Origin of the sequence: Sphingobacterium sp. T2 (assembly GCF_000814685.1) — a bacterium.
Lineage (GTDB): Bacteria > Bacteroidota > Bacteroidia > Sphingobacteriales > Sphingobacteriaceae > Sphingobacterium > Sphingobacterium thermophilum.
This window is the reverse complement of the sequence record NZ_JXAC01000204.1, coordinates 1-5,817: the sequence shown is the minus strand read 5'-3', so window position 1 is coordinate 5,817 and position 5,817 is coordinate 1. Positions and strand designations below refer to the sequence as shown.

5 protein-coding genes and 1 riboswitch are annotated in these 5,817 nt (G+C 42.8%); of the genes, 4 read left to right on the top strand and 1 reads right to left on the bottom strand.

All coding sequences use genetic code 11. From position 1 onward, the window contains the following. The 3 genes from SD31_RS19330 to SD31_RS12110 all read left to right on the top strand — a co-directional run. A partial coding sequence (locus tag SD31_RS19330) for a hypothetical protein (RefSeq protein ID WP_231561551.1) occupies positions 1 to 200 on the top strand: 200 nt, incomplete at its 5' end. 248 nt (positions 201 to 448) lie between these two features. Continuing rightward, on the top strand, positions 449 to 1,309 hold the full coding sequence (locus SD31_RS12115) for a hypothetical protein (RefSeq protein WP_039054329.1): 861 nt from the start codon (positions 449 to 451) through the stop codon (positions 1,307 to 1,309). A gap of 65 nt (positions 1,310 to 1,374) precedes the next feature. Then, entirely contained in the window at positions 1,375 to 3,213 is a 1,839-nt protein-coding gene (locus SD31_RS12110; protein ID WP_039054328.1) for a UbiD family decarboxylase, read from the top strand. A gap of 67 nt (positions 3,214 to 3,280) precedes the next feature. On the opposite strand, the gene SD31_RS12105 is transcribed toward SD31_RS12110, so the two are convergent. After that, positions 3,281 to 4,579 (bottom strand): voltage-gated chloride channel family protein, encoded by a 1,299-nt coding sequence (locus SD31_RS12105; RefSeq protein WP_082021942.1) that lies wholly within the window; start codon positions 4,577 to 4,579, stop codon positions 3,281 to 3,283. Positions 4,580 to 4,618: 39 nt separating this feature from the next. Further along, a riboswitch (Fluoride riboswitch) is annotated at positions 4,619 to 4,686 on the bottom strand. A 122-nt stretch (positions 4,687 to 4,808) separates the two neighbouring features. Between SD31_RS12105 and SD31_RS12100 the strand changes: the two genes are divergently transcribed. Then, positions 4,809 to 5,817, top strand: a 1,009-nt coding sequence (locus SD31_RS12100; protein WP_039054327.1) for a hypothetical protein, incomplete at its 3' end; no start/stop codon positions are given.

The window sequence follows — 5,817 nt, the reverse complement described above, 5'->3', positions numbered from 1 at the left end:
TATTTCTGCACCAAACGAGGGATAATCTCTTCAGATATCCTTCGAAGGTTAGCCAAATCTCCCCCAGCTTCTGCAACTTGGATTTCAATGCTGCTACAGAATTAGATGACTCGCCGGCGCAGCGCTCCCGACATATCTCCAAGCATACTCGTGTATACTACTACTCGAATAAAATAATAACCTGGTATAACAAAATCTGATTTCTCAATGCCGAATAACAGAACCTTCATTGTCACTTGTACGCAGATCATTTCGAAACCAAACCAGTATAACCTTTTTATTCATGATAGTGTGCGAGCCTCAAGATGGTGATATTTTGTCTGTAAAGATTATTGTTTTTGTCTATATTTCCGCCATAAACCAAATAATATTTACACTATTCTAACAAACAAAATGACCATTATAAATATTTCTATAATAATTGATTTTATTTAGATTTGAACGAACTATGAATGCGCTCGTCTGTGGACTTAACACCTACCTTGGAAAGGCCATACTCACTTCCTTGCAAAGTGAGAACCTTCACGTTTATGGCATTATCCGGGATGCTTCTCTCTTGGAGGCCAGAGGCGCAAATCCCATCAATGCAAAGCTATTCAATGTAGATATTATCCGACTGTCGTCATTAACCTTTCCTATCCTTCTTCCGCAGATTGATGTCTCTTTCTACTTTACACAGATTCCAGACCTCGCAGACGAGATATGCATACAGTACGAACTACTGTCGCTGAAAAACTTTATACAACTAAGCAAGAACAATAACTGCACGCGCATAGTCTACTTCGGACGGGTATACGATAAAAACAATATTATTTATATACAGCAGCTTTTTGAGAAGGAAGGCATACGTTACACTATTGTTCTGAAAGATGTAGCTATTGGAAATGGCAGCGCATTCGAGAGCTTCATGCAGCAGATGATGACCAATAAGCTGATCTTTCTATACAAACCTATAGAAAAGGTCATCTTACGTCCCGTGTGTCTTTCAGATTTTATACAATGGGTGAAGCAGGTAGACTGGCAACATGACTTTATCAACGAATACTTGGAGTTCGGAGGACAACAAGCCGTAGAAATAGAAGAACTCATGCAACTATACTTAAGCAAATACAGCTCTCCGCAAAAACATAAAATTATAACCATTCCCTATGAGTGTCTGGCAAAGCTGCTGAACCGCATTGTATCCAAGGTTTCTTACGACCATTACGCAGACTATATCAACACCATGAGTAAAAGAACCTTAACAGATAATTCTAAGTGGACCAACCTTATTCCCTTTCAATATTCAAAGATTGAGACAGCCGTATAGGTATGTCGGTTCTCCATAAGTGAAATATTCTCTTATTTTTGCAATTCACTAAGATTTCAACGACTATGGGATATCCAAGCTTGGCAGCCTGTGTAGCCGATTTAGAAAGACACGGTCATCTGGTACGTATAAAAGAAGAAGTAGATCCATATCTGGAAATGGCAGCCATCCATATGCGCGTCTTTGATGCCGAAGGACCGGCACTGCTATTCGAGAATATCAAAGGATGCACTTTTCCTGCCGTCTCTAATCTTTTCGGTACACTCGAACGATCGAAATTTATGTTCAGAGACACGCTGGATCACATCAAAAAACTTGTCGATGTGAAGATGGATCCCGCCTCAGTGTTGAAAAAACCTTTCGACTATATCGGCTCGTCGGCAATAGCCCTTGGGGCCCTTCCCTGGAAGAAGAAATCCAAAGCCCCTATCCTTTACGGCAAAACTCAAATCAGTAAGCTCCCCCAAATCGTGAATTGGCCTATGGATGGAGGAGCTTTCATTACGATGCCACAAGTGTATACCGAAGATATTACACAGCCCGGCATCATGAAAGCCAACTTAGGGATGTACCGCATCCAGCTATCAGGCAACGACTACATCATAGATAAAGAGGTAGGTTTACATTACCAACTACATCGCGGCATAGGTGTACACCAACAGAAAGCCAACGCTTTGGGAAAGCCACTTAAGGTAAGCATCTTCGTAGGTGGCCCTCCGTCCCATCCTCTTTCTGCCGTGATGCCTCTGCCTGAGGGGCTGTCGGAAATGATATTTGCCGGTGCGCTGGGCAACCGCAGGTTCAGGTATTTCTATGACGAGGAAGGATTCTGCATCTCCGCAGATGCAGACTTCGTAATCACAGGAACGGTATATCCGGGAGAAACCAAGCCGGAAGGACCTTTCGGAGATCATATTGGCTATTACAGTCTTACCCACCCCTTTCCGGTGATGAAGGTACACAACGTTTATCATAAAAAAGACCCTATATGGTCATTCACCGTAGTGGGACGCCCTCCGCAAGAAGATACCAGCTTTGGAGCTCTAATACATGAAATTACAGGCAATGCCATTCCAAAAGAAATAAATGGACTAAAGGCGGTGCATGCCGTGGATCCTGCCGGGGTACACCCTCTGCTGTTCGCTATAGGCCGTGAATCATATACCCCTTACCAAGAAGTAGAACGTCCACAAGAAATTCTGACCATTGCCAATCAAATATTAGGAAAAAACCAACTAAGTCTGGCCAAATACCTTTTTATTTCGGCAGAACAGGACAACCCTCAACTCGATATTCATAATATCGAAGCATTCTTTACGCATATATTCGAAAGGATAGATCTGAGCAGAGACCTGCATTTCCAAACGAATACGACGATAGATACGTTAGACTATACAGGAGATGGATTGAATGCAGGTTCCAAAGTAGTGTTTGCCGCAGCGGGCCGCAAAAAAAGAGAATTAGCCAAAGAGCTACCTCCGGCTCTCGCGCTGCCAAGACCTTTCAACAAAGTTAAACTGGCCCTGCCAGGTATTGTTGTAGCCGAAGGTGCCGATTTCACCTCATACGAAAATGAAGAAAAAGTTATGGAAGCATGGACAGCTGCCGCCAAAGATGTCAACTTCGACGGCATACAGCTTATCGTATTGGTGAATAATGTCGATTTTGCTGCAGCAAACGTCAACAACTTCGTCTGGGAAACTTTCACCAAATCCAATCCCGCCTACGATATCTATGGCGTCCGATCCTTTACTAAATTCAAACATTGGGGCTGCCATGGACCTGTCATCATCGATGCGCGACGAAAACCGCATCATGCACCGGACTTAATAAAAGATGAAACGGTAGAACGTAAAATTGACAAGATTTTCGCCAAAGGCGGATCTTTACATGGAATAATCTAAACATACATAAAAGGTCATCCTCAAGGATGACCTTTTATGTATGTTTATTTATTATTATCCTAAAAAGCTAATCCACATCGCTAATGGTTTTATCCTGAAAAGAGGTATTTCCATTTTTTGGTTCTCCAATTCGCTGCTTGCGGTAAATGCTTGTATTACCGGAAAAGAGGTACGCTGTAAAGCAAGCTATAGCAATATAGACAGCCCCTTCAGCTCCAAAAAGCTCTATTCCCATCAATGTACACGCTATAGGTGTATTTGTAGCCCCAGCAAATACGGCAACAAAGCCCATACCGGCAAGCATAGCTGTAGGCAAAGGAATAAAAAAGCTCAATGCATTACCCAAAGTAGCACCGATAAAAAATAAAGGCGTCACTTCCCCTCCCTTAAATCCAGCGGACAGGGTAACGACCGTAAACAGTAGTTTTAGTGCGAAGTCATAGGGCAGCTGCTGCTGTTCAAATGCGGACACAATGGTAGGTACCCCTAAGCCTATATATTTTGAAGTCCCCAATAGATATACGCCTAGAACGACCAGCATACCTCCCATGAATGTACGCATGGGTGCATAAGCTATTTTATTCTTCCAAAACACAGACATTCCTTTCATCGCCTTGCTGAATGTTGCAGCACATAAGGCAAAGAGAAGTCCTGCCACCAAAGCCCACCCTATCCCTTGCCAAGTCTGCAGGGGCACTACATCTATATGATAATGCGTATGGTGAGCATTCCACATCCTTGCTACCTGATCCGAAAACACAGCCGTCAGCAGTGCCGGAAACAGTGCATGGTAACGCATGCGCCCTATAAAATAAAACTCCAAAGCAAACACCGCTCCAGCCAAAGGCGTTCCAAATACAGAACCAAAACCACCGGCAACGGCAGCAATCAGCAATATACTACGTTCTTCCGGAGACAGCCTCATAGGCCTCGAAAATTGATCTGCTAAAGCTCCGGCCATCTGCAGAGCTGTTCCCTCTCTTCCTGCCGAACCGCCGAAAAGATGCGTAAGAATGGTACCTCCATACACCAAAGGTGCCATACGAAAAGGAATCTTATCTCCCCCTTCGTGTATAGTGTCTATAATCAGATTGTTTCCCTGGTCGGCATTCCCGCCATATTTTCCGTATATCCAGCTTATTAAAAAACCGACGACAGGAAGAAAAAATATAATCCACAGGTGCTCCTCCCGGAAAGAAGTAACCCACTCCAAGGAAATCAAAAATCCGGCAGAAGCCGAACCTATACATATAGAAATAAGGAAGCTTAGAAGAAGCCATCGCAACGCATAAAATGTCGTCTGCTTAGTCGATGACAAAAATACTTTTCCTGAAAAATCGTGCTGTTTATGTTGATTTGCTGACATAAAAATACCTGTACAAATTACAAATTCATTTTATCCTATAACTTGCCAGGTGTCATCAGCTTTTTTCAAGTGGTTGGGTAAGGAAGAACACCATTTCCTTTTCTTTTGACACAAAGATACATCTTCAGAGGACTTTATCCATAATTTTTTGTGCATTTAAGGAATTAAACTAACGATGGCTTCGGTTTACGGGACGATTTTCTATTTTTGTTATAACAAAAACATACCAATGAACTTATCCAAATTACGTATTCTTATCCTAAGTTTAATCTGCACTATTGTGGTACAGCAGTCTTATGCTCAGGAGGTAGGTGCTAAGGTAGACTTCTTCGGCTATGCTGACAACAGAGAATATACAGCTCCTTACACTATCGACAAAACGTATTTCGGCACTATAATCTCTCCACAGTTGTACTTTAAGCTGAACGACTACCATGCGCTTATAGGAGGCTTACATTATAGACAGGACTTTGGCATTACCACCGAAAACAAAAGTAAGGTTGCCCCTATAGCTTATTATAAATACACTTCATCGTATATAGACTTCGGCATAGGCTTTATGCCGCGGCACGAAAAGCTAGTAAACATTCCTCTTCTGGTGCTGTCGGACACACTTATGATTGAAAGACCTAACCTAGAGGGTATGTTTTTCAAGTTCAACAACCAACATATCACCCAATCCATATTTATCGATTGGCTCAGTAAGCAGGGAACAGAAAACAGGGAGCGCTTCATAGCCGGCATCAGTGGTCTTTACCGCTTTGGAAAAGCTTATTTCGCCAACGACGGCACCTTATACCACAACGCTCTAACCCTTCTCTCCGACCCTGACAACCATATCCAGGACAATGCCGTCCTCGTCTTACGACTGGGACTGGATCTGTCGGAAAGCACATCTCTGGATTCCCTGACCATTGATGCCGGCACAGTGTTGGGATTTGACCGTGTCAGAACAGAATACGAAAAAAAGAGCAATGCCTTCATCAGCAATATCCATGCGCAATACAAAAATTTCTTTCTTCACAATACCTTATATATGGGCAACGCCATTTTCCTGCCCAACGGAGATTCTTTCTACCGAAGGGACAAGTACAACCGCATTGATATAGGCTGGATTCCTTTCCGCAATAAAAATATTGATGCCAAATTTACGGCTTCGTTTCACCTACGACAGGGTGGAATAGATAATCAGGCCTTTACCATCCGATATAGCTTTGACCGAATAATTAGAACCAAAT

Coding starts and splice junctions, on each gene's coding strand:
- SD31_RS12105 (WP_082021942.1), bottom strand. CDS start 4,579: ATGTCAGCAAATCAACATAAACAGCACGATTTTTCAGGAAAAGTATTT.
- SD31_RS12110 (WP_039054328.1), top strand. CDS start 1,375: ATGGGATATCCAAGCTTGGCAGCCTGTGTAGCCGATTTAGAAAGACAC.
- SD31_RS12115 (WP_039054329.1), top strand. CDS start 449: ATGAATGCGCTCGTCTGTGGACTTAACACCTACCTTGGAAAGGCCATA.